A 24,124-nucleotide genomic window follows, 5' to 3' on the forward strand; every position below is an offset into this window, starting at 1 on the left:
TTCGCTCTACTCACTGAGACTGACCGCCTGCGGCGTCCAGTCCACCAACTCAAACGCGATATCTTTTCGGGGAAACATGGGTTCCATTACCGTTCGCCAAGCCATCTTGTCTGATCTTGAAGCGCTTGTGCCGCTTTTTGATGCTTATCGCCAATTCTACGGTCGCGCCAGCGATGTTCGCGCTGCGAGAGCGTTTTTATTGGCCCGCTTCGATCATGGCGAGTCCATTCTGTTCATCGCATTTGAAGACGGCATGCCTGTTGGTTTTACCCAGCTTTATCCCGGCTTCTCATCCATATCTCTCGCCCGAACATTCATACTCAATGATCTCTATGTTGATGAGCATGCACGCAGAAAAGGCGTGGCTGCAAAACTGATGTCCGCCGCCGTCGATTTCGCCCGCGCACTGGGCGCTGTGCGCGTCTCGCTGTCAACCGCCACAACCAATGAAACTGCACAGACCCTTTATCAATCTGCAGGCTGGAAACGAGATGAACAGTTTCTGGTCTATCACATCAAGCTTTCAACCTGAGTTGGCAGCCGAGCAGGCTGCCTCGCGTTAAGGGAGACACATATGCCAGGCGAACTGAACAAAAAGGTTTTTGTTGCCGGTGCAGGAGGCGTTATCGGTCGCAGGCTTTGTCCGTTGCTGGTCCGCGACGGCTGGTCGGTGACCGGTACAACACGCTCGGCAGAGAAAGCATCGGCCCTGCGCGCCATGGGTGTAACGCCGGTGATTGTGGACGTGTTCGACGAGAAAGCATTGCTCGACATTGTCTGCGCAGCGCAGCCGGATGTTGTGGTGCATCAACTGACCGACCTGCCTCCCGCACTCGACCCCACGAAGATGGCTGATGCGCTAATCCGCAACGCCCGTCTCCGTGAAGTCGGCACGCGCAATCTGGTCGCCGCGGCGGTGGCTGCGGGAGCAAGGCGGATGGTCGCCCAAAGCCTTGCTTTTGTTTATGCGCCCGGCCCGACGCCCTACCGTGAAGATGCGCCGCTGAATCTGGATGACCCTGATTTCGGATTATCGGCTCGGGCCGTTGCCAGCCTCGAACAGCAGGTGCTCAGCGCTCCGTTCGAGGCCATTGTTCTCCGCTACGGGAAACTTTATGGGCCGGGGACTGGTTTCGACAAACCATCTAGTGGCGGGCCGTTGCATGTCGACGCCGCGGCTGACGCAGCACGGCGGGCGGTCATGAGCGGTGAGGCTGGTATCTACAATATTGCAGAGGATGACGGTACCGTTACCATCGATAAAGCGCGAGCAGCCCTAGGCTGGAACGCCGACTTCCGTATCGGCGAATACAATCGCCAGGCAGACACTTCACCTGATCCATAATGCCTGTGGCAGGTCTGAATGTTGAATGCCCGATTCCCGAAAGCACGTCTGTCAACGACGGGCAGCGGGTGATTAATTTCATTGCGCATCAATCGATTACGATGGCATGATGAGCGCCGTATCATTATAAAAATCCGGACGCAGGCATCCGGCAATCAACCGTTTTGCATTAACGGAGCACCAATGACGACAGAACAGGATACTTGCCCCAATTGCGCCTCCCTGCGCCAGCAACTGTCTGAAAAAGACCAGGCGATCCAGGCTTTACGCAACCAGATCGAAGAACTGTCCCGGCATGATCCACTGACCGGCGTGCTCAACCGGCGCAGCCTGACCGAGATGCTGGATGCGGAATTGCAGCGCTCGCTTCGAACCGGACATCCATTCAGTTTCGCAATCATCGATCTGGACCATTTCGGCGCAGCGAACGATCAATACGGTCACCTTGTTGGAGACACCATATTGAAAACAGTGGCCGATACAGCGATCAAGCTGCTGCGGACGGTAGACCGGTTTGGCCGTCTCGACAGTGATCAGTTCGGCATCGTGTTACCGGCCACCTGGCTGGATCAGGGCCTGATTGCCATGGGTCGGCTGAGCAACGCTGTGGCTGGGTGCGACTGGGCCGGCATCGCCCCGGGTCGGGCGGTGACATTTTCCGCCGGGATTACCACCAATGCGCCCAAGGACACTTCCGAGCTGATCGTCAGGCGTGCCGAAAAGGCGCTCGCCCAGGCAAAACAGGAAGGCAGAAACCGCACCGTGCAGATCGAGGAAGCGCTGCCGGATTTTCCGCCGATGGATTTGGCGTAGCGCACAGCACGACTGTGCCAGCCAGCGCAGACCCGGCGCCTCTCCCAGAACGAGGCACTTAGTACGTATGCGCGTGGTCCGGGTCAACCTTGCCGCGAAACACCACATACTGGTAGATGTTGTAGGTCATCATCACCGGGATCAGCATGCCGATGCCGACCAGCATGAACACCAGCGTATTGTTCGGGGCAGCGGCCTCATCGATGGTGACGTAGCCGGGAATGATGTAGGGGAACCAGGTCGCCGCCAGGCCGATAAACGAGAACAGGAAGATCAGCGTGGTCCATACGAAGGGCGCAACTTCGTAACGCTTTTTCAACGCGCGCAGCAGCATGATGAAGCTGGAAAACGCGGCCAGCGGCAACAGCGCGAAGTAATACACGTTGGGCACGCTGAACCAGCGCGTGTAAATCTGCGGATACTGCATCGGCGTCCACACTGTCACCACGGCTGCCGTCACGATCATTGCGAGCGCCAGCAGGTGGCCGCGCTCGAAGCACGCGTCCTGCATCATGCCGCGCGATTTCATGATGATGTAGGTGGAGCCGAGCATGGCGTATCCGGCCACCACGCCGATGGCGACAAACACGCTGAACGGCGACAGCCAGTCCATCGCGCCGCCGACGAAATGACCATTCACCACCGCCACGCCATTGAGCAGCCCGCCCAGCGCGAAGCCTTGCGCCACAGCGGCGACCAGACTGCCGAGCCCGAACGTGAAACTCCAGAGCGGCTTGTTGGTCGACAGTTCGTGGAATTCGAACGACACACCGCGCAGCATGAAGCCCAGCAGCATGACGATGACCGGGATGTACAGCCCGTGCAATACCGTGCCATATACCAGCGGAAACGCGCCGAACAGCGTGCCGCCGATCACCACCAGCCAAGTTTCGTTGGCGTCCCAGATGCTGCCCAGGCTGGACATCATGGCCGCGCGGCGCGGCTCGTCGCCGACGAACAGCGAAAGCACGCCGACGCCGAGGTCGAAGCCGTCGAGCACCACGTAAATCACCATGAACAGGCCGATGATGAGAAACCAGATGGTCGCCAGCAGGTGGTGGGTAGAATCGAGTGCGGCAGCTTCCATCAATGGCTTCCTTGTGCAACGGCAGGCTGAAAGTGAATACCGGTGTGACGCGCCGGCGGATGGGGCGGGTCTTCAAACACCGGCCCTTTGCGCAGCACGCCGCGCATGAACACCAGTGCCGCAACGCCGATCACGCTGTAAAACACGACGTACGACAGCAGCGACCACTGCAGCACCGCGACCGGCACGTTACCCACGCCGTGCGAAGTGCGCATCATGCCGTACACAATCCACGGTTGCCGCCCCACTTCACGCACCAGCCAGCCCGCCTCGATGGCGATGTACGCCGCCGGTATGGTCAGCAGCCAGCCGCGCAGCAGCCACTTGTTCCTGCTCACGCTGGCAGCCAGCATCTGCGCCTTGCGCCGCCACAGCATCCACAGCGTCACCACGGCCATGAAGGCAATGAACACGCCGGTCACCAGCATCACGCGGAAACTGTAAAACGGGATCAGCACCGGTGGCTGGTCAGCCGGTTTGAAATCGCTTAATCCCTGCACCTGGCCGGTGAGCGAGTGCGTGACAATCAGGCTGGTCACGTCCGGCACGGTGATCTCCCAATCGTTTTTCTGCGCCGCCTGATTGGGTAGCGCAGCAATCGCCCAGGATGCGCCCTCGCCCGGTTTGTTGGTATGCCACAGCGCTTCGATGGCCGCCAGTTTGGCCGGTTGCGTCTGCGCCAGCGCGCCGCCGGCCGAATCGCCAATCAAGATTTGCAGCGGCGCCACTGCCGCCAGGGCAATCACCGCCCATTTGAACGACGGCAGGAAGAACTCGCGGTGGCGCTGCTTCAATAGATAATAAGCACTCACGCCCGCGATCACCACCAGCGAAATCTCGATGCACGCCATGAACATGTGACTAAAGCCGTGCGCCAGATCGGGATTGAAAACCGCGTCGAAGTAACTGGTAATGGCGAACTTGCCATGCTGCATCGTTACCCCGGCGGGGGTCTGCATCCACGAATTGGCGACCATGATCCAGAATGCCGACAGCGTGCTGCCGAATGCCACCATGCCGGTGGCAAACAGATGCATGCCCGGGCTGACGCGCTTCCAGCCGAACAGCATGATGCCGAGGAAACCCGCCTCGAGCATGAACGCCATGGCGGTTTCAAAGCCCAGAATATTGCCGAAAAAGTCGCCGCTGGCGATGGAGAACGGTCCCCAGTTGGTGCCGAAGGAAAACTCCATCGGCAGGCCGCTGATCACGCCGACGCCGAAGTTGATCAGGAAGATTTTGGTCCAGAACCGCGCCTGCTGGTAATAGAATCCCTTGCGCGTCTTGACCCAGGCGGCTTCCAGCGCGAACAGGATCAGCGCCAGACCGATGGTCAGCGGCGGCCATAGAATATGGAACAAGGCGATGAAGCCGAATTGCGCGCGCGAGAGAAACTCGGGGTTGTGTAACAGATCCATGGGGAAATCCTCAACCAGCAATAGCAGTGTCGTAAAACCCAAAATATCAGTTTATAAGCAATTACTGATTTATTAGGCTGCTGGTAAGGCATATCTGCTGCTGATTTGTTCCCGGTGCGCGGGATTTATTAAACCGATATTTCTATTTCATGCCCTGTGCGGCTTTTAATCCACACTGCCTGCGAACGTCCACCGCACATTTTCTCCCGCCCGCAACGGCACCAGGCTGTATTCGCCCAACCCCTGCATGGCTGGCACCGCCCAGGTTTCACGCTTTAGCGTAACGCGTGAACTATTGCGCGGCAGGCCGTAGAAATCCGCGCCGAACTGGCTGGCGAAGCCTTCGAGTCTGTCCAGCTTGCCCACCGCATCGAAAGCTTCGGCATACAGTTCCAGCGCGGCATGCGCCGTATAGATACCTGCGCAACCGCAGGCGGATTCCTTAACGCCCACCGGGTGCGGGGCGCTATCGGTGCCGAGAAAAAATTTCGGGCTGCCACTGGTGGCGGCGGCGATCAAGGCCTGGCGATGCTGTTCGCGCTTCAATATGGGCAGGCAGAAGTAATGCGGCCGGATGCCGCCCTGGAACATGGCGTTACGGTTGTACAGCAGGTGGTGCGCAGTGATTGTGGCGGCCACGTTGGCGGGTGCGGCGTTTACAAACTCGACGCCTTGTTGTGTGGTGAGATGCTCCAGCACGATGCGCAGGGCGGGGAATTTTCGCGTCAGCGGGATCAGATGGCGTTCGATGAATACCGCCTCGCGGTCGAACACGTCGACGCAGGCATCGGTGACTTCACCGTGCAGCAGCAGCGGTACACCGAGGCGTTCCATCTCGGCAAACACTGCATCGCAGCGGGACAGATCGGTCACGCCCATGTCTGAATTGGTGGTGGCACCCGCCGGGTAATATTTCACGGCGTGGACGAAGCCGCTGGCCTGGGCGCGGGCAATCTCGCCGGGATCAGTGTTGTCGGTGAGATAGAGCGTCATCAGCGGCTGGAAATCCGACCCGGCAGGCAGGGCCGCCAGGATGCGCTTGCGGTAGGCGCGCGCCTCTTCCACGCTGCGCACCGGCGGCTTGAGATTGGGCATGACGATGGCTCGGGCAAAGCGCTTTGCGGTGTCGGGCAATACCGATTGCATGGCGGCACCGTCGCGCAGATGCAGGTGCCAGTCGTCGGGGCGGGTGAGGATAAGTGTGTCCATGTGCATTCATTCCTGTGAAAACATATTAGCCACAGAGGGCACAGAGAAAAATCGCTCCGCGGTCTCTGTGGCCAGGGTTATGGATTTTTCATTCGTGGCCTGCCGAGGCATCGCGCATTTGCAAAGCCAGCTCGTAGGCGGCATTTTTCTTCTGGCCGGTGAGTCTGGCAGCCAGTTGCGCCGCCTGTTTCACCGGCAGTTCTTCCAGCAGCACGGCCAGCGTGTCGTGCAGGTGCAGTGCGTCTTCATCCGCATCGGCCACGGGTGCGCCTTCCACGATCAGCACGAATTCGCCTTTTTGGCGGTTGGGGTCGGCTGCCAGCCAGTCCTGCGCCTCACCCAGCGGCAAGCTGTGAATGGATTCGAACAGCTTGGTCAGCTCGCGCGCCAGAGTCACGCGCCGCGTGCCGCCCAGAGTTTCTGCCAGATCCACCACGCAGTCGAGAATGCGATGCGGGGCTTCGTAGAACACCAGCACATACGGCAGGCGGGCAAGGGCAGCCAAGGCATTGCGTCGTGCCGAGGATTTGGCCGGCAGAAATCCGTAAAACAGCCAGTGCGGCGCAACCACCCCGGCTGCCGATAGCGCACAGATCACCGCACTCGCGCCCGGCACCGGCACTACCGTAATTCCCGCCGCGTGCGCCGCCGCCACCAGCAATGTACCGGGATCGCTGATCGCCGGGGTGCCTGCATCCGTCACCAACGCCACGTTCTTGCCGGTCTGCATGTCCGTTACCAGACGCGCGCTGATCTGCTGCTCATTGTGTTCATGCAGCGCGACAAAACGCGCCTGAATACCCAGCCGGGTAAGCAACTGGCCGCTGTGGCGGGTATCTTCTGCCGCGACCAGGTCAACCGACCGCAACACCTCCAGCGCACGCTGGGTAATGTCACCCAGATTACCGATGGGGGTTGCCACCACATATAATGTCCCGCATGTATGCATGTTTACCGCCGCTGACCAATCCCGCTATTGTCGCCGCCACAGCCTGCCGGAGCAAATCCTGATGCCGGCCAGCGGGCTGCAGGCCGAACAGGCGGCGGCTGCGTATCTGATCCGGCACGGGCTGGTGCTGGTGGAAAAAAACTATCGCTGCCGCTTTGGTGAAATCGATCTGATCATGCGCGCCGGTGCCACACTGGTCTTCGTGGAAGTACGCAGCCGCCGCTCGCGCGCTTTCGGTGGCGCGGGCGCCAGTATCGATGCGACCAAGCAGCGCAAACTCATCGCCGCCGCGCAACACTATCTGGGCCAACTCGGAAAACCCCCGCCATGCCGGTTTGACGCGCTGCTGTTTGAAGGCGAAGAGATCGAATGGATACCCGACGCCTTCGGTGCATAGTGCATGGCGTGTGTCATAATCCTGAAAAACATCAGTTCGCCACAGAGAACACAGAGTTCACAGAGGCAACGCGATTCGCAGGGATGGGCGATTCGCCGCCCAACTCGCAAAACAATTGGTTGCCGTGAATATTGGCTTCACCCATCAGGTGAACCGGAAAAATAGGTGGAATCCGCTTCATCTCCGTGTTCTCTGTGTTCTCTGTGGCTTGAATCGCGGGTTTTAGGATAATTTAGTTTATGGATCTAATCGCACGTATATCTGAACACTTTGGCGACAGCGCTCGTCTCAAAATGGACGCCATGGACACGCTCGCCGTGCCCATCGCACTGGCCGTGGAACACATGAGCGAATGCCTGCTCGCGGACGGCAAAATCCTGTCCTGCGGCAATGGCGGTTCCGCAGCCGACGCACAGCATTTTTCCTCCGAGCTGGTCAATCGTTTCGAGATCGAGCGTCCCGGTCTGGCCGCGATTGCGCTGTCCACCGACACATCGATCCTGACCTCGATCGCCAACGACTACGATTTCAGCCAGGTTTTTTCCAAACAGGTCGCCGCACTGGGTCACGCGGGCGACATATTGCTGGCGATTTCCACCAGCGGCAATTCGCGCAATGTGATCGAAGCGATTCGCGCTGCCCACGCTCGCGACATGCGTGTCGTGGCGCTTACCGGCAACGGCGGCGGGCAGATCGACGAACTTCTGCGCGACGATGACGTCCACATCTGCGTACCTGCGACTTCCACGGCACGAATTCAGGAAGTCCATCTGCTCACCATCCACTGCCTGTGCGATGGAATTGATTGTTTAATTTTAGGAGTCGAATAATGCGTACTACATTGATTGTTGCCGCACTGGGTTTGGCACTATTGCAATTGCAGGGTTGCGTGCCGCTGGTCGCAACCGGCGTCGGCGCCGGCGCGTTGATGGCGGCAGACCGCCGCAGCTCCGCCGCCTACATCGAAGACCAGGAAATCGAATTGCGTGCCGGCAGCCGCATCGGCGAGGCCTATCCAAAAGACACACATGTCAATGTCACCAGCTTTAACCACGACGTGCTGCTTACCGGCGAAGTGCCGACTGCCGAAGCTCAGCAAAAAATCACCGACATCGCTCAGGGCGTGGGTAATGTACGCAAGGTATACAACCAGACCGTGGTGGGCCCGGTGTCGCTGTTCTCCTCGCGCAGCAACGACGCCTACATCACTACCAAGGTCAAAGCGCGCTTTCTCGACGCCAAACGTTTCCAGGTCAACTACGTCAAAGTGGTCACTGAAGACGGCGTGGTGTATCTGATGGGCCTGGTCACTCAACAAGAAGCGGATGACGCCGCGCAACTCGCCAGCACCACCAGCGGGGTGAAGAAAGTGGTCAAAATGTTCCAGATCGTTCAGTAATCGCGTTGAAATCCGCCTACCCGTTACCTGATTTCGAGGCCAGCATTGCCACGCTGCACACGCTGCCCGACCTGCTGGCTCGCCTGCCGCGCCCGCTGGTGTTCACCAACGGCTGCTTCGATATCCTGCACCGCGGACACGTCACCTATCTGGCGCAAGCGCGTGCGCTGGGTGCGGCGCTGATTGTCGGGGTCAATTCGGATGACTCGGTACGACGCCAGAACAAGGGTGCGGATCGCCCCATCAATTGTCTGGAGGACCGCATGGCGGTACTGGCCGCACTCGGCTCGGTCGACGGCGTGATCGGCTTCGACGACGATACCCCGCTGGCGCTCATCCAGTTGATTCATCCCGACGTGCTGGTCAAAGGCGGCGACTGGCCGGTGGAGGCCATGGTCGGTGGCCGCGAAGTGCTCGGCTGGGGCGGGCAGGTACATTCCATTCCATTCCTGCACACTACATCCACGACCGCGACTTTGACACGCATCCGGGGGCTTGCTTGAAATACAAAGACCTGCGCGATTTCATTGCGCAACTGGAAAAAATCGGCGAGTTGAAGCGCATCGGCACGCCAGTGAATCCACGCCTGGAAATGACGGAAATATGCGACCGTGTGCTGAAAGCCGCAGGGCCGGCCATCCTGTTCGAGCATCCCACTGGTCATACCATGCCGGTGCTCGGCAACCTGTTCGGCACGCCGCGCCGGGTGGCGCTGGGCATGGGCGAGGACTCGGTCGAAGCGCTGCGCGAAGTGGGCAAGCTGCTGGCTTTCCTGAAAGAACCGGAACCCCCCAAAGGCCTGAAAGACGCCTGGGACAAGCTGCCGGTATTCAAGCAGGTGCTGAACATGGCGCCCAAAGAAGTGAGCAGCGCCCCATGTCAGGACATCGTCTGGGAGGGTGCCGATGTGGATCTGTCCAAGCTGCCCATCCAGACCTGCTGGCCGGGCGACGCCGGGCCGCTCATCACCTGGGGACTCACCGTCACCCGCGGGCCGCACAAAAAACGCCAGAATCTGGGCATCTACCGCCAGCAGGTCATCGCGCCCAACAAGGTCATCATGCGCTGGCTCGCGCATCGCGGCGGCGCGCTGGATTTCCGCGAGTTCCAGCTGGCACATCCGGGTAAACCGTTTCCTGTCGCCGTCGCGCTGGGCGCCGACCCGGCCACCATTCTCGGCGCGGTGACGCCGGTGCCGGATTCGCTGTCCGAGTACCAGTTCGCCGGGCTGCTGCGTGGCGCAAAAACCGAAGTGGTGAAATGTCTCGGCAGCGATTTGCAGGTGCCCGCCAGCGCCGAGATCGTGCTGGAAGGCGTCATCCATCCCGGCGAAATGGCGCAGGAAGGCCCGTTCGGCGACCACACCGGTTACTACAACGAGGTGGACAGCTTCCCTGTGTTCACCATCGAGCGCATCACCATGCGCCGCGACCCGATCTACCACAGCACTTACACCGGCAAACCGCCCGACGAACCCGCGGTACTGGGCGTGGCGCTCAACGAAGTATTCGTGCCGCTGCTGCAAAAACAGTTCAGCGAGATCGCCGATTTCTACCTGCCGCCGGAAGGCTGCTCGTACCGGCTGGCGGTGGTCAGCATCAGGAAAAGCTACCCCGGCCACGCCAAGCGCGTGATGTTCGGCGTATGGAGCTTCCTGCGCCAGTTCATGTACACCAAGTTCATCGTGGTGGTGGACGACGACATCAACATCCGCGACTGGAAGGAAGTGATCTGGGCGATCACCACGCGCATGGATCCGGTACGAGATACGCTGCTGGTGGAAAACACCCCGATTGATTACCTCGATTTCGCCAGTCCTGTGTCCGGCCTGGGCGGCAAGATGGGCATGGACGCTACCAACAAGTGGCCGGGAGAAACCGCACGCGAATGGGGCACACCGATTGTCATGGACGCCGACGTGAAACAGCGCGTGGATGCGATGTGGCAGGATTTGGGACTGTGATGGAAAAATCCGCGGGCCGGCGCACCTGTCTTTACTCCACCCAACAGCTCGACGCCATCATCGGCGACATGGCACGCCAGGCGGCAGGGTTGCTGACCGGGCGCACCCGCGTCGCGCTGGTCGGCATTCTGCGCCGCGGTGCGCCCCTGGCGGACATGCTGCACGCGCGGCTGGTATCCGACTACCACGTCACCGGCATCACCCGGCTGGACTTGCGCATCAAGCGCTACGCCGACGACCTCACCCTGCTCTACCCGGAAACCCGCCTCACGGAAAACCCCGAACACGCCGCGCTTGATCTCTCCGGCCATACCGTGCTGGTGGTGGATGACGTGATGTATCGCGGTCATTCCATGCTGCGCGCGGTGGAATACCTGGCCGGCAAGCAGCCTGCGGAAATCCGTACCGTGGTGCTGGTGGATCGCGGCGCAGCCAAACTGCCGGTGCGCACCGACATCGTCGGCATGCGCCTGGATGTGTCGCCTTCCGACATCATCGAATGCAACGTGCCGCCCTACGAGGAACATTTCCGCATCGACCTGATGCAACCGCAAACGCCCGCCGATTAAAGCAGGGTGGGAGCAATGCTCTTCGCTTCGGCGATTGCACCTGACATAACACCTATATACGCAACAATCCCACTATACTTATCATGTCCTGTCGGTAAGTCGACAAGCTCCAGCACCGCATAACAATCACTCAAGAAGGAGTCCACGCATGAAACGCTTCCTGCTAACAACGCTAATAGCCATCGCCGCCAGCCCGGCGCTCGCTGCCGATGTCGGCGTCTCGGTCAGTATCGGCCAGCCCGGTTTTTATGGGCAGATCAACATTGGCAACACCTATCCTCGACCTTTGCTAATCTACCCTGAACCCATCGTGATTGAGCGCCATCGGTCGTCGCTGCAACCGATTTATCTGCGCGTGCCGCCCGGCCACGCCAAACACTGGCGCAAACACTGCCACGAATACAATGCCTGTGGCCGGCCGGTCTATTTCGTCCGCGATAGCTGGTACAACGACGTGTATGCGCCGCGTTACCGCGAGGAGCATGGTGACCGGGGCAGGGAACACGGTTATGAAAACCGTGGCAATCACGGCTATGACAACGAACGGGATCACGGCCGCGGACACGGGGAAGATCACGGCGACAAGGGGCGCGATCATGGCGACCGCGGTAACGGGCATGGCAACGGCCACGGCAACCGGGGCGACTGAACCCAGTTTCAAGTCCGCCACAAAACCGCCGTTAATACAGTATTAGCGGCGGTTTTTTTATTCGGATTCACACCTTTTGGCTACCCTCATTCCCACTTTATCAACTTGCCTGCGACGCATAACCGGTGGCGAAAAACGCGTTACCAACCGCCTTGAGCAAAAGCTCGAAGACGATTATCTGCTATGGTATGACGTGGCCGTCGGCCCGAAGCAGCTACATCCGGACTTCATCATCCTGCACCCCTTGCGTGGCCTGCTGATACTCGAAGTCAAAGACTGGACACTTGATACGCTGCACGACATAGACCGCCTGCAGGCTTCACTGATTACCCCCAACGGCATCAAGCGCGTCAGCAATCCGCTGGAACAGGCGCGTCAATACTTGCACAGTGTGACGGCGCAACTCGAACGCGACCCATTATTAGTTGCACCGCCTGGATCAGCACAGCATGGTCGCTTGCTGATACCGCATAGTTACGGCGTAGTGCTCACGCGTATTACCCGCAAAGGGTTTGACGACACTGATCTGGGCGAAGTAATTGATCCTCAGCGTGTCATTTGCATGGATGAGATGACCGAGGCGGTCGACGCTGAAGCGTTCCAGCAGCGCCTGTGGGCAATGCTGCCCTACCGCTTCGGCAAGCCCCTGTCATTGCCGCAACTGGATCGGGTGCGCTGGCACCCGTTTCCTGAAATTCGTATCGGTACCCAACTCGATCTTGCCACCTCTGACACCGCCGATTTCACCCTGCCGGATTTATTGCGCGTGATGGATTTGCAGCAGGAACAGCTGGCACGCAGCCTGGGCGAAGGTCATCGCATCATTCACGGCGTCGCCGGCTCGGGCAAAACTCTGATCCTCGGCTATCGTTGCCTGCATCTGGCCAAGCAACTTAGCCAGCCGATACTGGTGCTGTGTTACAACGTCACCCTCGCAACGAGGCTGGCTCATCTGCTGCACGAACAGGGTTTGGGCGAACAGGTCAAAGTGTACAATTTTCACGCCTGGTGCAGCGAACAACTGCGCACCTACCAAGTGGCTTGCCCGCCGGTAGACGGCGTCGCTCACCACGAGACGCAAGTGCAACGCGTGATTGACGGTGTGCAGTCCGGCCAGATTCCAGCCGGGCAATACGGTGCCGTGATGATCGACGAAGGCCATGATTTCCAACCAGCATGGCTGAAGCTCGTCAGCCAGATGGTTAATCCGGAAACGAATGCCCTATTGGTGCTATACGACGATGCGCAGTCGATTTACGAGCGTTCTCACAGTCGGCGTTTCAGCTTCTCTTCGGTCGGCATCAAGGCACAGGGGCGCACCACCATCCTGCGTATCAACTACCGTAACACCGACGAGATCCTGCAACTGGCATCGCGCTTTGCCCACGAACTGCTGCGCGCGGAAGACGCCGAAGAAGATGGCATTCCGCTGGTACAACCGACCGGCGCCGGACGTCATGGCAAGCTGCCCGAAGTCATCAGGTTGCCCAGCCTGCAGCACGAACTCGATGTCATCGTCTGCCGACTGCAACAAGCGCACGATAATGGCCTCGCCTGGGGCGACATGGCGGTGCTATATCCGAGCCATTTTGTCGGTGAAAAAACGCAGGCAGCGCTGACGCGGGCGCAGATACCGGTTGACTGGCTCACCCAAAACCGCACTAGCCGCCAATTCAAAAACATGCACGATAGCGTCAAGGTCATCACCCTGCACAGCAGCAAGGGATTGGAATTCCCCCTGGTTGCCATCCCCAGCGCAGGCTATCCGCTGAAAGACCTTGTCGCACGCGACCAGGCTCGCCTGCTTTACGTCGGCATGACGCGCGCGACCGACGCGCTGTTATTGACCTATAGCCACGTCAGCCCGCTCACCGAGCAACTCGAAACGGCCTGCCAGCAGCTTGCTGCTTAACTATCGCCCACCATAAACCCATTCCAGCAACGCATCCTGCGCCGCACCGCCTGCCGCCGCATTCGTATCGTTAATATCAAACACCACCACAAAACGCCTGCCGGTCTGGTCGAACACATAACCGGCGATGGTTTTGACGCCTTCCAGCGTGCCGGTCTTGATGTGCGCATGGCCTGCCAGCGGGGTGTCCTTGCCGCGCGACTTCATGGTGCCGTCGACAGCGGCGATAGGCAGCGCGGATTCAAGCTCGGCAAACACCGGGCTGTTGTGGGCGGCCAGTAATAATTGCGCCATGCTGCGCGGACTGATGCGCTCGATGCGCGACAGGCCGGAGCCGTTTTCCAGCACCAGTTCGGGAAAATGCAAGCCTTTGCGGGCCAGCCAGTCGCGCACCACGTCAGCCGATTTTTGTGTGTTTCCGGGTGCACCATTCTTCACTGCGCCCAGGCTCAGAAACAGGCTGCGCGCCATGACGTTATTGCTGAATTTGTTGAGGCTGCGCACCACCTCGGCCAGCGGCGGCGACTCGAATACGACCAGACGTTGCGCGCTGGCAGGCACTTCGCCTGTACGCCAGTTACCGGTGAAACGTCCCCCGGATTCCTGCCACAGCATGCGGAATGCATCCGCCACCGATACGCTGGCGTCACCCAGATTGAACGCGGTGCTTTTCTCCCCGCAAGCCGCAGCGTAATTGCCATTCAGCACCAGACGGCTATTGCCGTTGCCGGGCAGCCATTGGAAATCGATACGGTCGCGCCATTCGCCGCATGGTGCATTGTCGAGTTGCAGTTTGTTGACCAGACGCATGCCCGGCGGCAACGGGTCGGCGTAAACAGCCACGCCGCCGGATACGGGCGTGAGGCGCAGTGCCGTGCTGTTGAAATTGACCATCAGCGCGGCTGGAACCGCGTTGTAGGCACGCCCCGGTTCGCCGTCGAAACTTGCCGGGTCGGCGGCGGGCAAGCTGAAATAACTTTGGTCCAGCACCAGATCGCCGCGAATCTCGCGCACGCCACGGCTACGCAACTCGCGCAGCAGCAGCCAGAAACGCTCCAGGGTCAGTTGCGGGTCGCCATAGCCCTTGATGTAGAGGTTGCCGGTGAGCACACCATCGACCAGACTGCCGTCGGTATAGACCTCGGTTTTCCAGGTATAGGCGGGACCCAGCAGTTCCAGCGCGGCATAGCTGGTCACCAGTTTCATGGTCGAGGCGGGGTTAAAGGACAGCCTGTCATCATGGCTCAGCAACGGTGCAGGCTTGCCTACTTCCCATACCACCACACCGACATGGCTGGCCGGAATATTGGCCTGGCGCAGTGCAGCCTGCACCGATGCCGGCAAGGCGCCATTGCCCGCCCATGCAGTGCTCCATACCAGCAATAAAACCAGCCACTGAACACGCAAAATCATCGTACGCATGGGCAGACAGCTTACGGCTGATCGCAGCCTGTGCAAGGATGAAAAGGCGCGCTTACTCTCCTGCATCGCAACGGCACAGAGTAGATTGTGGTGCACGCGCCGCAGGACGCCGGCCGAGATTGCCCAGCACCAGCGCACCCATGACGATCAACGCGCCGGTCAGTTCTGCGGCGCTCAGGCGATGGCCCTGCAACCAGCCGATGATCAGAGCGGTGACCGGCACAAAATTGATAAACAGCACGCCGCCCGCGCCGAGTGTCTTGATGCCCATGTTCCACGCCAGCACCGCGACCACGCCGGCAAACAGGATCATATAAATCAATTCGCCGGAGAGTCCGGCCAGCGTAGCCGCCGAAGGTACATGCGCGATGCCCGCCAGCGTAGCCAGCAAGGTAATCCCCGCGATGCTAGGCACGGCCATCAGGCAGCTCAGCGAGGTGTAACGCAGCGGCGACCAGCCGGGGAAATCCTGCGCGCCCAGCGTGTAGATCACCCAGCACAGCGCACCGGCCAGAATCAGCAAATCCGCCCCCACCTCACCGCCGTGCAGCAGCGCGCTCAGATGCCCTTTGGTAATGACCAGCGCAACACCACCCAGAGCCAGTACGATCGCAACCATATTCAATGGTGTGGGGCGTACCCCGCGCCACAGCGCATTCACCAGTACACCCAATAGCGGCATCAGCGCCATGATGATGGCGCCATGCTCCGGCTGCGAGCGCGACAAACCCAAAAACGCCAGGATGCTGAACCCGGCAAAACCTGCCGTGCCATAAGCCCATAGCGATAGAACGCGTGACTCTAAACGCAGCATGCCGCGCCCCTCGATTGCAGCCAGCAAGGCCACAAACAACAGCGCGCCGCTGCCATAGCGAATCAGCGTGAGCCAGAATGCATCCAGCGTCGCCAGTGCCGATTTGGCCACCGGGAACATGCCGCCCCACAACACTGCGGCCAGCAACAAGGCCAGCATGCCTGTGAAAAGCCCGGGGTTGCGCTGTTGAGTCATGGCCTTAGCTTATTTGATCTGAATTGATCGCAGACAAATTGATGAACGCGATTATTGATTCCACATCACGTCGGATTTCGTCGCCACTGCCGCCTCCAGCAACTTGATCAGCGGCAAAGCGCGGTGCGACAGACTCACCGAGGGTTCGTCGGCATTGTCATCGGCTGCTGCGCCGGATTGCGGCGCCGCTGTCACGCCCGCCTGCAGACGCTGTAGCGCGTCAGGCACATCGGCGGCCAGAATCGCCCCCGGCACCGTGGCGCTGTGCCCCATCAGTTTGAGCAGGCCAAGCGCCACATCACCGAACATGGTGATATCCGCATACGCGTCGGTACGAAAGGTGATGAGCATGATGATGTCCTTGAAGTTGGATTGGCCGGAATTAGACCCATTATATCCTTGGGCCCACCGGTAAACGGAATCACAAAACCAGCGCCTTCAGCTTGACGACTTCCCATGCCTTGAGCTTCTGCGCGCGCGTCAACGAAGCATGCGCCGGGCTGGTAGAGGGCAGGCGTTGATAGTGCAGCTGAGCTGCCATGCTGAGGCTTGGCAATACATGTTTGCGATAACAGGCTTCCGCCTTGGCGCCATTGAAAAAAACATGGGCGATATCCGGATGCGCCCGATGAAACGATGCGAAATCATTGGCAATGATGGATGCATCGTCAATATCGGAATCCAAGCTGCCCTCGCGCGTGCAGGACTTCAGCACGTCCCATAGCGCGATGCCATTGGCCTTCAGCACCTGCATTCTGGCCTGGTATGGCAGCTCTGCATGGGCGCCCACCAATTCACCCAATATCGGCCAGAACGCGTTGCGCGGATGGGCATAATATTGCTGCGCCTGCAGTGAAAGCTTGCCGGGCATGCTACCCAGAATCAGCACGCGCGCCTGCGCATCGGCAATTGGGGAAAAACTATGGACTTGGGACATGGCAACACGGATGGGACAATTCCCCTATAGAGTGCATCGTTCGCAATGCGTTCGCGGATTTTTCAACCTGGGGCGGTTTTTGGTGTGCAAAGATTGCTTTAGCAGGTTGCCACGTTACCCATTTTGCCTCATGCCTATCTATTTCGTCCGGCGCCAGTGTGGGCGCAAGGCGCCAGAATCATCCGTTATCCCGATTCAAAATCCGTTTACCACAACTTTTAGCCACGGACGTTACCGCTTGATCTGCAATGACTCGAACCAGCGCTTGTCGTCGGCAAAGTGATGATCAGGCTATTTACTCTTCGTCCTTTTCGCTATTTCAGCCATCCTCTCGCGCCATTCATTGAGTTCCTTGTCCTCTATCTCAAGCTGAATCGCCACAACTTCCAGGGCGCTCAGTTTTTTATCTTCGAGTCTGCGCATTAACTTTGTACGCATTCTCGACAACAGGCGCTCCGTTTCTTCCTCAGTCAAAAGCTTGGCTTTTTCGAGGTACTCCTCATCAGGCGTTTTTCTCATCGCAATTCATCCTAGAATTAATGGAAAAAGACATTTTAATGCTACAACATTACCTGATTGTCTCGCTACCTCGGCCGGAGCCACGCTTCTGGAGGGCTTTCAATTCACGCGGGGATACCGGTGGCCAGATGCAAACATCTTTCGACCTCCGCCGCGACCAATTGATGGGCCAACGCATTCGGATGCTTGCGATCTGCGCTCCATATCCGCGGGTCATGAGTGCTCGCCAGATGCCAGCAATCCACACAGATGCACTGGTACCGCCCGCTTAAATCCCGAATAATGGCGTGTGCCTCTTGCAGGCGCGCGCAGGTCCGTGCGGCAAGCCGGGCAGGCAGGATAGAAGCCGGATTCAGTAAGGTAAAGGAGATCACAGTCGAGCCTTGCTTCCTGAATGCGCGAAACAGCGCTTCCAGCGCATCACGATATTGCGGCGGCGACCAGTGCGGAGACAGGACGTCATTTCCGCCGCTCAGAATGCTGACCAGATCCGGACGCAGCGCTGCAGCTTCGGGATACTGCCGGGTGTGGACATCCTGCGTGGTATGACCATGTCGAGCCAGATTATCATAACGCAGGCCGGGATTGATCCGGCGCAATGCAAGAGCAATACGGTCCGCCCAGCGCAGTGATTCAATGCCCGGAACACTGTTCCCTACGCTGGCTGTAATGCTGTCGCCCAGGGCCACAAAATGGTTCCAGTGCATGGCAGCTACCTCACGCTTGCAGTGGCGAGATACTGACGTACCTTCCTGCTTCGCAAACTGACAAAGTTCGGCGTCGAATCCATGACGAACCTGCCGGTGCGTGCGTCATGGATAGCCGGCACCGTGTGGCTGGGCAGATACGAAGGCAACGGGTGTTCGCGTAATTGCCTCTTGCTGAAGGCGTCAATGCCCACCATGCGCCATTCCAGGCCCATGTAGTGAAGCGTCAGGCGGATCTTCTCGCAATAATGCGACCAATGCAGCTCGTAAAGAGTAATCATCACACCGCCCCTTGCTTGACTGACCCAAACACCGTGATCAGGCGCGCGATGAGGCTTGTTGCCGCGCCTGTAGCGGATGGTTTATCGCATTAATCCTAGAAAAAGCAGTTGGTCCACGAAAAACACAAAAAGCACGAAAATATTCAAAGAGATAACAAGCTGTAGACCATCACCAAAGGGTGAATGACTGAATCAATGCAATATATTTTTTTATTTCGTGTCTTTTGTGGAGGGTGTAAGAATTTTTGTGTAAACGGTCATTTGGCAGGAAACTGCCGCCTTGGACGAAGGAGCTGTAATGACCGTAAGCAGCGAACTGTTGGACAGCCTGCTGCCTGATTACAAGAAACCGGAAGACCTGATTGGAGCGGATGGGCTGCTCAAGCAGCTCACCAAGAAACTGGTGGAGCGGGCACTCGAAGCCGAGATGGCCGAGCATCTGGGTCACGCCAAGCATGAGCCCGTCGCCAATCCCACCGGCAACACCCGCAATGGCAAGAGCAAGAAGACGCTCAAGGGCGAATTCGGCGAGCTGCCGATCGAAATTCCCCGCGACCGCCACGGCAGCTTTGAGCCGCAGCTGATCCCCAAGCACCAGACTCGCTGGACAGGCTTCGACGACAAGATCCTGTCGCTCTACGCTCGTGGCATGACGGTGCGGGAGATTCAAGGCCACCTGGAAGAAATGTATGGCGCCGAAGTCTCGCCATCGCTGATTTCATCGATCACGGACGCGGTCATTGACGATGCCAAAGCCTGGCAATCCAGAGCGCTTGATGCGCTGTATCCCATCGTCTATCTCGACTGCATTCACGTCAAGGCACGTGATAGCGGCGCGGTGCGGGCCAAGGCCGTGTATCTGGCGCTGGGCATCAACCTGGCTGGCGAAAAGGAACTGCTGGGCATCTGGATTGCCCAGACCGAAGGCGCCAAGTTCTGGCTGCAAGTCGTAACCGAGCTCAAGAATCGTGGTGTGCAGGACATCTTCATCGCCTGCGTGGACGGACTGAAAGGATTCCCTGAAGCCATCGAAGCCGTTTACCCCAGAACCGCCGTCCAGCTTTGCATCGTCCATATGGTGCGCTACAGCCTGAACTACGTGAGCTGGAAACTGCGCAAGGCGGTGGCCGCTGATCTGCGAACCATCTACGCGGCTGCCACCGTCGAGGAAGCTGAAGCCAGACTGGCCGAGTTCGAGGAGAAATGGGGTAAGGATTACCCACCCATTGTCCAGTCCTGGCGGCGCAACTGGGACCGTATCATCCCGTTCTTTGACTACCCGCCGGAAATCAGGCGCATCATTTACACCACCAATGCCATCGAATCGGTGAACATGAGTCTGAGGAAGATTACCAAGAACCGGGGGTCATTCCCAAGCGATGAGGCTTTGCTGAAACTGTTCTACCTTGCCCTGCAAAACATCAGCCAGAAGTGGACCATGCCGATCCGGGATTGGAAGGCTGCGCTAAACCGGTTTGCTATCCAGTTCGATGACCGGATGCCACAATGTTAAACGAAATCCCGTTTACACAAAATTCCGAACACCCCCCTTTTGTGTCTTTCGTGGATAAATCGCCGTTTTTAGGTTAATTTGGTATCGAAATATTGCGCAACCCCACGCGTACCACCGCGATGGCATTGTTCATCTTTTTGAATCTCCAGAAACCGAACATACCCGTCAACACGCCGCTCGGGATGCAGATAATGCCTACAGCCGTGAACCAGTTCTGATGCGAGAAATGAATAATCGATACGCCGGCAATGAGCAATGCGACAGCTGAGCGCAGATACGACAGGAAGGTTCTCTCATTCGCCAGCAGCGTACGATCAATAGCCAGTTGATCTCTCAAAATCAGCTCTGCTGCCTCAAACCGTGAATAGGGGCCGTGTTCCATCTTGCCAGGGTCTCCTTGAATGAAGATAGTTAGAAATGAAAAGTCCCCAATTGCAGTACAAAGCACCGCAAGGTTGGGGATCGGGAATATATGAGCTGTCAGGCGCCATGGGCGGCCATTATAAACTTACCAGCCGCGGTGTGGGGTTTGGCGGGGAATTCAGTGCTCGCAGGTATGCTGATCACTCGATCCGCATTCAAAACCAGAACGACGTATCCTTCAGCAAAAATTCAACATAGGACATGTAGTGCGATCCATCGCAGGAGAAGGTCAGGCTGATCATGCCGTTGAAAATGTTGATCGAGGCCGTGCGCAGATAGATGGTTGGATCGGCAAAGCGCAAGGATTGCATAGTACTCAAAATTCGTGCGATATCCTGCGGCGGAATGGCCGCATCGTTCGGGTAAGGGCGCGGCGGGAATACCAGGCAGATGTCCGGATCGCTCAATGCCTCATGATCCAGAATGCGATAGCGGAACGGGTCATCCACGGTCCAGATGGTCGCCTGGCTGCTGGAAAAATGTATCTGGCATTGAAATACGCCGCGCAGGGTCAGCAATTCCTCGAGGATGGAAAACGCCTGCTCCAGATTACGGTCCATGGGGCTGTCCACGCGACATTGTTGAAACACAGTGCCGCGAATGGCCGGGTCGCCCTTCACCTGCCGCCAATAACCCGGCTCTTCGTAGAGTTCGGACGTTACCGGCAGATCGCGCAGGTCAAAGTCGGCACCCAGATAGCCCAGCATGTTGGAGTCCGAGCGCACCACCTGTAGCGCCGTGAGCGATGGCCGGCGCCCCATCAGGCTGATGTATGCATCAGAAAGCAAAAAACCCCACGCCGGCACGGCTTCCTTCATGTACGGGCGCTGGGAGCGGTCGCGCCCGTAATGTTCCGGTGCAGGCCCCTCGTGACCGATATTGTCACAAATCTGGGTACCATCGGTATTCAGGCAATACAAAAAAGAGCAATAAGGCACGCTGGCAAAACTTTGAGCAAGAATCTCATTCAGTTGCTCGCGATCGCCCCATGCCGGAGCGCACTGTTCGGCCAGCTGCGCGAGTGGCTCGCGCAACTTTTTGGCCAGTTCTTCCCGCTGCAAATAAATACTTTCTTTCCATGAACTTTTCATATGTTCTGCCGAATATTACTTTGCGAAATTAAAAAGAATTTATAACAGTGCATGGCATACATGCTGTGTATGAGTCGAGTGAGCTTTTAGATATGGCATCCTGGAAAATGGTTTCCGGATGCATGACTTTTAGCAGGGCCCCTGCCGAATCGTCCAATCGGATTCAATTAGACCAGCCCGTCTATCGGATTACAACAACATCCATCCAGAAACACTATGGAAAAGCCTCATGCCCCCTCAACTGCCCTTGCGCACATTTAGACAAAGCTTGAACCAGCCTGCGCGTACCATACTTCGTAAATGCTACAACCTGATTATTCTGCGCGTGCTCCCAAATCCTTTTCCAGCGCCACCATGTATTTCTTGCTCAACGCAATAAATCCGGGAGTAGGCCCGACATCTTCATAAATCGGATCACCCTGATCGTCCCGTGCAATCACCTTGTCACCCTGAACATAAGGCATGGCGCGCTCAAGCTCGGTTAAAGCAGCCGTTAACAATTCGCTGATGATTTCCGTTTCATTACGACGCGAATACATTTCTGCCAAGGCCGCTATTTTCGCAGCATCATGAAGCGGCAAACGGATGCGGTATTCTTTGGCAGTCAGTTGCCTACTCGCCGAACTTTCCCATGCCTTCAGCAAATCCGTAATATTCATAATTTTTTCCGCGCTCCATACAATTCTGGTTGCGATCAATATAGCACCCAGGTTTAAAAGCGATATCCAACGCGATCATCTGCGGGCTCGCATATCGATACTGTTGCAGATTTGGTGTGGCTATCTCTCCGGCGGAGGGCCAGCTATCTTTTTTACGAAGAGCAAGCCCGCTATTGCCAGTTGTCATGGCGTTCGCGACGCTCCTGACGATAGTTGGTCACTTCAAGACGAATCCCGTCCGGGTCGGAGAAAAATGTCGCGGCGTAGTCAGGCGCATATTCCGGGTATAGCCGCGCTTCGGTGGCGGCGATTCCTGCGGCGCGGAGTTGCGCGGCGACACTTTCCACCTCGGCAATTGAATCCACCCGCAGGCAAAAGTGATGCAGCCCGGGCGAGTATGCGTCATGTGCCGCAATGACTCGCGCGGGGCGCAGGGCGAAACCGAAGTGGCGGTTGAAGTACTGAATGTGCGGATCGCCAGCCAGTGCGAACTTGTTCTTGCGAAAGCCCAGCGTCTGCAGGAGAACCTGGTCGTAGAAACACTCCGATTTCTCGAGGTCTGACACGGTAATGTAGACATGATCAATTCCGGTAATCTCAGGCATAACGGATTTCTCGATTGTGTGGAGGGCTGATTACCAGGTTCGCCTACGATATCGATCCCGCCTGGTTATGCCTTTTGTTTTGTTGGGGCAACCAACAGGCTTTCCCAATGACTATTCGCCTTCCCAATAGTCGATGCTTTTGCTTTCTCTTCCGACAAAACGGAACGTTTGCGGCGCATTGCCCGCATCGGAGGGAAACTCCGCAAGAATGCCGAACTTTCCCGAATCGGGATATTCCGCAATTTCGGGCGACAATCGGGTGCTCACCGCGAGATATTTCATTTCGGCAGCCCCCGTATTAATAAACTGATGCGCTGTTTCCTTGCCGCCCGGCGGGCAGGCAACGATATCACCCGCCTTGACCGGGTAAACCGCCTCTCCGATTCGCACTTCACCGCTGCCTTCCAGAATAAAGAACATTTCCTCATTGACGCGGTGGTTGTGAAACGGGAAAGCACGCTTGCCTGGCGGCACAGCTGTGATGTTGTACCCGAGTTTCTGCGCGCCTATGAGTGACGCCACAAAACCCATGCGGGCATCAAATCGTTGGGCAGCCTCACCGGTGGCAGCAAACGCCGCAGGACGCGGCAGCAGTTCGACTTCGGAGATATTGATAATGGGTTTGATCATATTGCCTCCTGTTTTCCAGGCACGCCGTTTTTGTTTCTGGCGATGGCTGGTATGGCCTGATACCTATTGAAGTCCCATTTCCGCGGGTTTGGCAGCCAAGCCCGCCATTCTGAAGGCACGATACCGGCAGTGGTGGAAAGGAGACACCGAATGAAATTCTATACCCGACGGCATCGATTTGTACCAGCGTCGTCAACATCGGCCGTGCGGTCTGGTTATGCTCATTCGACGCGTTTCGATCTCCGGATTTGGGAGATCGAATAGCGTAGCGCGGCCACCCGCTTCTTCAGGCGTCTGATGGCCACTCGCTGAAAGGAAAAGGCGTGTCTTCGGAGGCAAAGGTAAGGAAATATGCAATTTGCTGTAAATAACGCCCCAGGCTGCGGCCAAATGAAACCAATCGGGCATTGGGCGCATCGCTCAGCAAGCTGATTACGAACTGGATGACCGTAACGATGCACAGCAAGGTTCCGGTCACCTGGTAGGCCAGCCCCATCAACAGCATGAACAAACCGCGAACCCATATGTTGCGCTTGGTGCCATTGCTGATAATTTGATCCTGATTCATATTCAGTCCCTTCCGAATAATTTGGCCCGTAGAGGTCGCTACAGTATTGA

General features: G+C 57.9%; 30 protein-coding genes. 12 read left to right on the top strand and 18 right to left on the bottom strand.

Going from position 1 to position 24,124, the window contains the following annotated elements; translation table 11 throughout:
* The first annotated feature begins 76 nt into the window (after window positions 1-76).
* The 3 genes from EI185_RS00820 (at window position 77) to EI185_RS00830 (ending at window position 2,158) form a co-directional block, all read left to right on the top strand.
* Window positions 77-532 carry a GNAT family N-acetyltransferase gene (locus tag EI185_RS00820; protein ID WP_124703208.1) on the top strand — a complete coding sequence of 152 codons (456 nt, stop codon included), beginning with the start codon at window positions 77-79 and terminating at the stop codon, window positions 530-532.
* A 42-nt stretch (window positions 533-574) separates the two neighbouring features.
* Window positions 575-1,345: an NAD-dependent epimerase/dehydratase family protein gene (locus EI185_RS00825; RefSeq protein WP_223247590.1), complete on the top strand. Its 771-nt coding sequence runs from the start codon at window positions 575-577 to the stop codon at window positions 1,343-1,345.
* A gap of 183 nt (window positions 1,346-1,528) precedes the next feature.
* Entirely contained in the window at window positions 1,529-2,158 is a 630-nt protein-coding gene (locus tag EI185_RS00830; RefSeq protein WP_124703209.1) for a GGDEF domain-containing protein, read from the top strand.
* A gap of 58 nt (window positions 2,159-2,216) precedes the next feature.
* On the opposite strand, the gene cydB is transcribed toward EI185_RS00830, so the two are convergent.
* From cydB to rsmI, 4 genes are all read right to left on the bottom strand, one after another.
* The gene (cydB, locus tag EI185_RS00835; protein WP_124703210.1) at window positions 2,217-3,245 is read right to left on the bottom strand and encodes a cytochrome d ubiquinol oxidase subunit II; all 1,029 of its coding nucleotides are present in this window, start codon (window positions 3,243-3,245) and stop codon (window positions 2,217-2,219) included.
* On the bottom strand, window positions 3,245-4,663 hold the full coding sequence (locus EI185_RS00840) for a cytochrome ubiquinol oxidase subunit I (protein ID WP_124703211.1): 1,419 nt from the start codon (window positions 4,661-4,663) through the stop codon (window positions 3,245-3,247). Before EI185_RS00840 ends, cydB begins: the two co-directional genes overlap by 1 nt.
* 165 nt (window positions 4,664-4,828) lie before the next feature.
* Complete coding sequence (pyrC, locus tag EI185_RS00845; protein WP_124703212.1) at window positions 4,829-5,872, bottom strand: dihydroorotase; 1,044 nt, start codon at window positions 5,870-5,872, stop codon at window positions 4,829-4,831.
* An 88-nt stretch (window positions 5,873-5,960) separates the two neighbouring features.
* The gene (gene rsmI, locus EI185_RS00850) at window positions 5,961-6,794 is read right to left on the bottom strand and encodes a 16S rRNA (cytidine(1402)-2'-O)-methyltransferase (RefSeq protein WP_306308267.1); all 834 of its coding nucleotides are present in this window, start codon (window positions 6,792-6,794) and stop codon (window positions 5,961-5,963) included.
* An 88-nt stretch (window positions 6,795-6,882) separates the two neighbouring features.
* On the opposite strand from rsmI, the gene EI185_RS00855 reads away from it, so the two are divergent.
* The 8 genes from EI185_RS00855 (at window position 6,883) to EI185_RS00890 (ending at window position 13,710) form a co-directional block, all read left to right on the top strand.
* Window positions 6,883-7,218: a YraN family protein gene (locus EI185_RS00855; RefSeq protein WP_124703280.1), complete on the top strand. Its 336-nt coding sequence runs from the start codon at window positions 6,883-6,885 to the stop codon at window positions 7,216-7,218.
* A gap of 239 nt (window positions 7,219-7,457) precedes the next feature.
* Window positions 7,458-8,048: a phosphoheptose isomerase gene (locus tag EI185_RS00860; protein ID WP_124703214.1), complete on the top strand. Its 591-nt coding sequence runs from the start codon at window positions 7,458-7,460 to the stop codon at window positions 8,046-8,048.
* On the top strand, window positions 8,048-8,617 hold the full coding sequence (locus EI185_RS00865; protein WP_124703215.1) for a BON domain-containing protein: 570 nt from the start codon (window positions 8,048-8,050) through the stop codon (window positions 8,615-8,617). The genes EI185_RS00860 and EI185_RS00865 overlap by 1 nt, the downstream gene beginning before the upstream one ends.
* A gap of 5 nt (window positions 8,618-8,622) precedes the next feature.
* Window positions 8,623-9,120 (top strand): D-glycero-beta-D-manno-heptose 1-phosphate adenylyltransferase, encoded by a 498-nt coding sequence (gene rfaE2 / locus EI185_RS00870; RefSeq protein WP_124703216.1) that lies wholly within the window; start codon window positions 8,623-8,625, stop codon window positions 9,118-9,120.
* The gene (gene ubiD, locus EI185_RS00875; RefSeq protein WP_124703217.1) at window positions 9,117-10,580 is read left to right on the top strand and encodes a 4-hydroxy-3-polyprenylbenzoate decarboxylase; all 1,464 of its coding nucleotides are present in this window, start codon (window positions 9,117-9,119) and stop codon (window positions 10,578-10,580) included. Before rfaE2 ends, ubiD begins: the two co-directional genes overlap by 4 nt.
* Window positions 10,580-11,149, top strand: a complete 570-nt coding sequence (locus EI185_RS00880) for a bifunctional pyr operon transcriptional regulator/uracil phosphoribosyltransferase PyrR (protein WP_124703218.1) — start codon at window positions 10,580-10,582, stop codon at window positions 11,147-11,149. Before ubiD ends, EI185_RS00880 begins: the two co-directional genes overlap by 1 nt.
* Window positions 11,150-11,297: 148 nt before the next feature.
* Entirely contained in the window at window positions 11,298-11,798 is a 501-nt protein-coding gene (locus tag EI185_RS00885; protein ID WP_124703219.1) for a hypothetical protein, read from the top strand.
* Between the two features lie 76 nt (window positions 11,799-11,874).
* On the top strand, window positions 11,875-13,710 hold the full coding sequence (locus EI185_RS00890; protein WP_223247591.1) for a DEAD/DEAH box helicase: 1,836 nt from the start codon (window positions 11,875-11,877) through the stop codon (window positions 13,708-13,710).
* Here the strand turns inward: EI185_RS00890 and dacB are convergent, their stop codons facing one another.
* From dacB to EI185_RS00925, 7 genes are all read right to left on the bottom strand, one after another.
* A complete protein-coding gene (dacB, locus tag EI185_RS00895; protein ID WP_223247592.1) occupies window positions 13,711-15,132 on the bottom strand; it encodes a D-alanyl-D-alanine carboxypeptidase/D-alanyl-D-alanine endopeptidase in 1,422 nt (473 codons plus the stop codon).
* A 52-nt stretch (window positions 15,133-15,184) separates the two neighbouring features.
* Window positions 15,185-16,141: a DMT family transporter gene (locus tag EI185_RS00900; RefSeq protein ID WP_223247593.1), complete on the bottom strand. Its 957-nt coding sequence runs from the start codon at window positions 16,139-16,141 to the stop codon at window positions 15,185-15,187.
* 51 nt (window positions 16,142-16,192) lie between these two features.
* Window positions 16,193-16,492 (bottom strand): DUF1840 domain-containing protein, encoded by a 300-nt coding sequence (locus EI185_RS00905; RefSeq protein ID WP_124703220.1) that lies wholly within the window; start codon window positions 16,490-16,492, stop codon window positions 16,193-16,195.
* A 70-nt stretch (window positions 16,493-16,562) separates the two neighbouring features.
* Window positions 16,563-17,078 (bottom strand): DNA-deoxyinosine glycosylase, encoded by a 516-nt coding sequence (locus EI185_RS00910; RefSeq protein WP_124703221.1) that lies wholly within the window; start codon window positions 17,076-17,078, stop codon window positions 16,563-16,565.
* A gap of 291 nt (window positions 17,079-17,369) precedes the next feature.
* Window positions 17,370-17,597 carry a hypothetical protein gene (locus tag EI185_RS00915; protein ID WP_124703222.1) on the bottom strand — a complete coding sequence of 76 codons (228 nt, stop codon included), beginning with the start codon at window positions 17,595-17,597 and terminating at the stop codon, window positions 17,370-17,372.
* Window positions 17,598-17,701: 104 nt separating this feature from the next.
* Window positions 17,702-18,304, bottom strand: coding sequence for an SGNH/GDSL hydrolase family protein (locus tag EI185_RS00920; protein ID WP_124703223.1), 603 nt, complete (start codon window positions 18,302-18,304; stop codon window positions 17,702-17,704).
* Window positions 18,305-18,309: 5 nt separating this feature from the next.
* Complete coding sequence (locus EI185_RS00925; RefSeq protein ID WP_124703224.1) at window positions 18,310-18,585, bottom strand: glutathione S-transferase N-terminal domain-containing protein; 276 nt, start codon at window positions 18,583-18,585, stop codon at window positions 18,310-18,312.
* A gap of 298 nt (window positions 18,586-18,883) precedes the next feature.
* Between EI185_RS00925 and EI185_RS00930 the strand changes: the two genes are divergently transcribed.
* Window positions 18,884-20,098 carry an IS256 family transposase gene (locus EI185_RS00930; protein ID WP_124703225.1) on the top strand — a complete coding sequence of 405 codons (1,215 nt, stop codon included), beginning with the start codon at window positions 18,884-18,886 and terminating at the stop codon, window positions 20,096-20,098.
* A gap of 73 nt (window positions 20,099-20,171) precedes the next feature.
* On the opposite strand, the gene EI185_RS00935 is transcribed toward EI185_RS00930, so the two are convergent.
* The 7 genes from EI185_RS00935 to EI185_RS00960 form a co-directional block, all read right to left on the bottom strand.
* On the bottom strand, window positions 20,172-20,480 hold the full coding sequence (locus EI185_RS00935) for a DUF202 domain-containing protein (RefSeq protein WP_124703226.1): 309 nt from the start codon (window positions 20,478-20,480) through the stop codon (window positions 20,172-20,174).
* 196 nt (window positions 20,481-20,676) lie between these two features.
* Complete coding sequence (locus tag EI185_RS00940; protein ID WP_124703227.1) at window positions 20,677-21,612, bottom strand: PDC sensor domain-containing protein; 936 nt, start codon at window positions 21,610-21,612, stop codon at window positions 20,677-20,679.
* Window positions 21,613-21,926: 314 nt separating this feature from the next.
* Window positions 21,927-22,271, bottom strand: coding sequence for a type 1 pili tip component (locus EI185_RS00945; RefSeq protein ID WP_124703228.1), 345 nt, complete (start codon window positions 22,269-22,271; stop codon window positions 21,927-21,929).
* Window positions 22,225-22,458 (bottom strand): hypothetical protein, encoded by a 234-nt coding sequence (locus tag EI185_RS17905; protein ID WP_189836222.1) that lies wholly within the window; start codon window positions 22,456-22,458, stop codon window positions 22,225-22,227. Before EI185_RS17905 ends, EI185_RS00945 begins: the two co-directional genes overlap by 47 nt.
* A complete protein-coding gene (locus EI185_RS00950) occupies window positions 22,442-22,876 on the bottom strand; it encodes a VOC family protein (protein ID WP_124703229.1) in 435 nt (144 codons plus the stop codon). The genes EI185_RS17905 and EI185_RS00950 overlap by 17 nt, the downstream gene beginning before the upstream one ends.
* A gap of 111 nt (window positions 22,877-22,987) precedes the next feature.
* Window positions 22,988-23,506: a cupin domain-containing protein gene (locus EI185_RS00955; RefSeq protein WP_124703230.1), complete on the bottom strand. Its 519-nt coding sequence runs from the start codon at window positions 23,504-23,506 to the stop codon at window positions 22,988-22,990.
* Between the two features lie 286 nt (window positions 23,507-23,792).
* Window positions 23,793-24,074, bottom strand: a complete 282-nt coding sequence (locus EI185_RS00960) for a DUF4389 domain-containing protein (RefSeq protein WP_124703231.1) — start codon at window positions 24,072-24,074, stop codon at window positions 23,793-23,795.
* Window positions 24,075-24,124 lie beyond the last annotated feature (50 nt).

Origin of the sequence: Sulfuriferula multivorans, assembly GCF_003851125.1 — a bacterium.
Classification (GTDB): Bacteria; Pseudomonadota; Gammaproteobacteria; order Burkholderiales; family Sulfuriferulaceae; genus Sulfuriferula; species Sulfuriferula multivorans.